Here is a 1,501-nt window from a genome sequence, read left to right as displayed (position 1 = left end):
AAGGCACCGTCAAAAACTACATCAGCGTCATCTATGAAAAGGTCGGCAGTGAACGACCGCGCCAAAGTCATCGCTAGGCTTAAGGGTATGCTGGAGCATGGCTAGGTAGAAGCGGAGGGCTGGCTAGATTAGGCCGGCATGGAGTCCTCTAGCCAGCCGCTGGCTAGAGGACTCCGCTGCATAGACGCTGAGAGCCCGCCTATAAACCGCAGGCCACACAGGTTGCAACGCCTGTGTGGCTTTTTGTGCGCCCATTGCCCTTATGGGGAAAGGCGGATATTTCTTCCCTATCCACTCATCAGGCCCTCGTTTGCTATGATAGGGAAGATCGTTATTCCCTATTCACTCACCCAGCCCTCGTTTGCCCCCAATAGGGAAGATCTTTGTTCCCTATTCACTCATCCGGCCATCGTTTGCTCCAATAGGGAAGATATTTATTCCCTATTCACTCACCCAGCCCTCGTTGGCTCCGATAGGGAATATCGTTATTCCCTATTCACTCACCCAGCCCTCGTTGGCTCCGATAGGGAATATCGTTATTCCCTATTCACTCATCAGGCCCTCGTTTGCTCCGATAGGGAAGATTTTTGTTCCCTATTCGCTCACCGGGCACTCTTTTGCCCCGATAGGGAATATCGTTGTTCCCTATTCACTCACCCAGCACTCGTTGGCTCCAATAGGGCAGATATTTCTTCCCTATTCACTCACCCGGCCCTCGTTGGCTCCGATAGGGAATATCGTTATTCCCTATTCACTCATCCGGCCCTCGTTTGCTCCGATAGGGAAGATTTTTGCCTTTGTCCCCGGATTCAGACCGCTTAACGGTCTTACACAACCCGATGAATCCGGGGACAACAGCGATCGGAAGGAACATTCGCCCTGCGCAGTGGTCGCCCAACAGTAGCATGCCAACCGCATCCCCCAACCGCCGCACCATTACCCCAGTCATCCCCTCGTCATATGACATACTGCTTACTCCAGTCACTTATCCGCTCCCGTATAGCCGCTTATGATTGTGATGTAGCAAACAAGCAGACGACAACCCAAATACAAACCGATTTCTGAGGAGGAATTACAATGGCAAAGGTGCAAGCAACGACGGCAAATGACGGTTCCAGCGTATTCGACGTTAACACGAACGATCCCAATCAGTTGAAGTGGCAGGCAGACGCAATGATGTTCGTATCCGATCTGCAGGTGAACCAAACGCTTAAGCAGCAATGGACATCACTGCTGGCGAGCATGAAAGCGAAGCTCGACGACAGCCCTCCCCCGGCGGACGACAAAGACGCGATATACAAAGAAAAGATCAAGATCATCAATAATTTCTTGGCGCAAAAAGGGTATCAAACCGCAGCCGTCTTCGTCCTCGAGCTGACCAAAACCGACTTCTACAACGATCACCTCAAGGAAAGCGAGCCTAACGACGAGTCCGATCGTTTCGTTCAGGACATTTTGGCGAAGCCCGCCCTGCTGGCTGGCTGGCAGAAAGCGATGCAAA

2 protein-coding genes are annotated in these 1,501 nt (G+C 52.0%); one reads left to right on the top strand and one right to left on the bottom strand.

The window, feature by feature from the left end:
• Positions 1-751 precede the first annotated feature (751 nt).
• Positions 752-967, bottom strand: a complete 216-nt coding sequence (locus tag PAECUDRAFT_RS24250; RefSeq protein ID WP_006038809.1) for a hypothetical protein — start codon at positions 965-967, stop codon at positions 752-754.
• A gap of 110 nt (positions 968-1,077) precedes the next feature.
• Here PAECUDRAFT_RS24250 and PAECUDRAFT_RS24245 point away from each other — a divergent pair.
• Positions 1,078-1,501: hypothetical protein (locus tag PAECUDRAFT_RS24245; protein WP_006040805.1), on the top strand; the 424-nt coding region annotated here is incomplete at its 3' end.

It is taken from the genome of Paenibacillus curdlanolyticus YK9 (assembly GCF_000179615.1).
In the GTDB taxonomy this organism is placed as follows: domain Bacteria; phylum Bacillota; class Bacilli; order Paenibacillales; family Paenibacillaceae; genus Paenibacillus_T; species Paenibacillus_T curdlanolyticus.
This window is presented reverse-complemented; position numbering and strand designations above follow the sequence as displayed.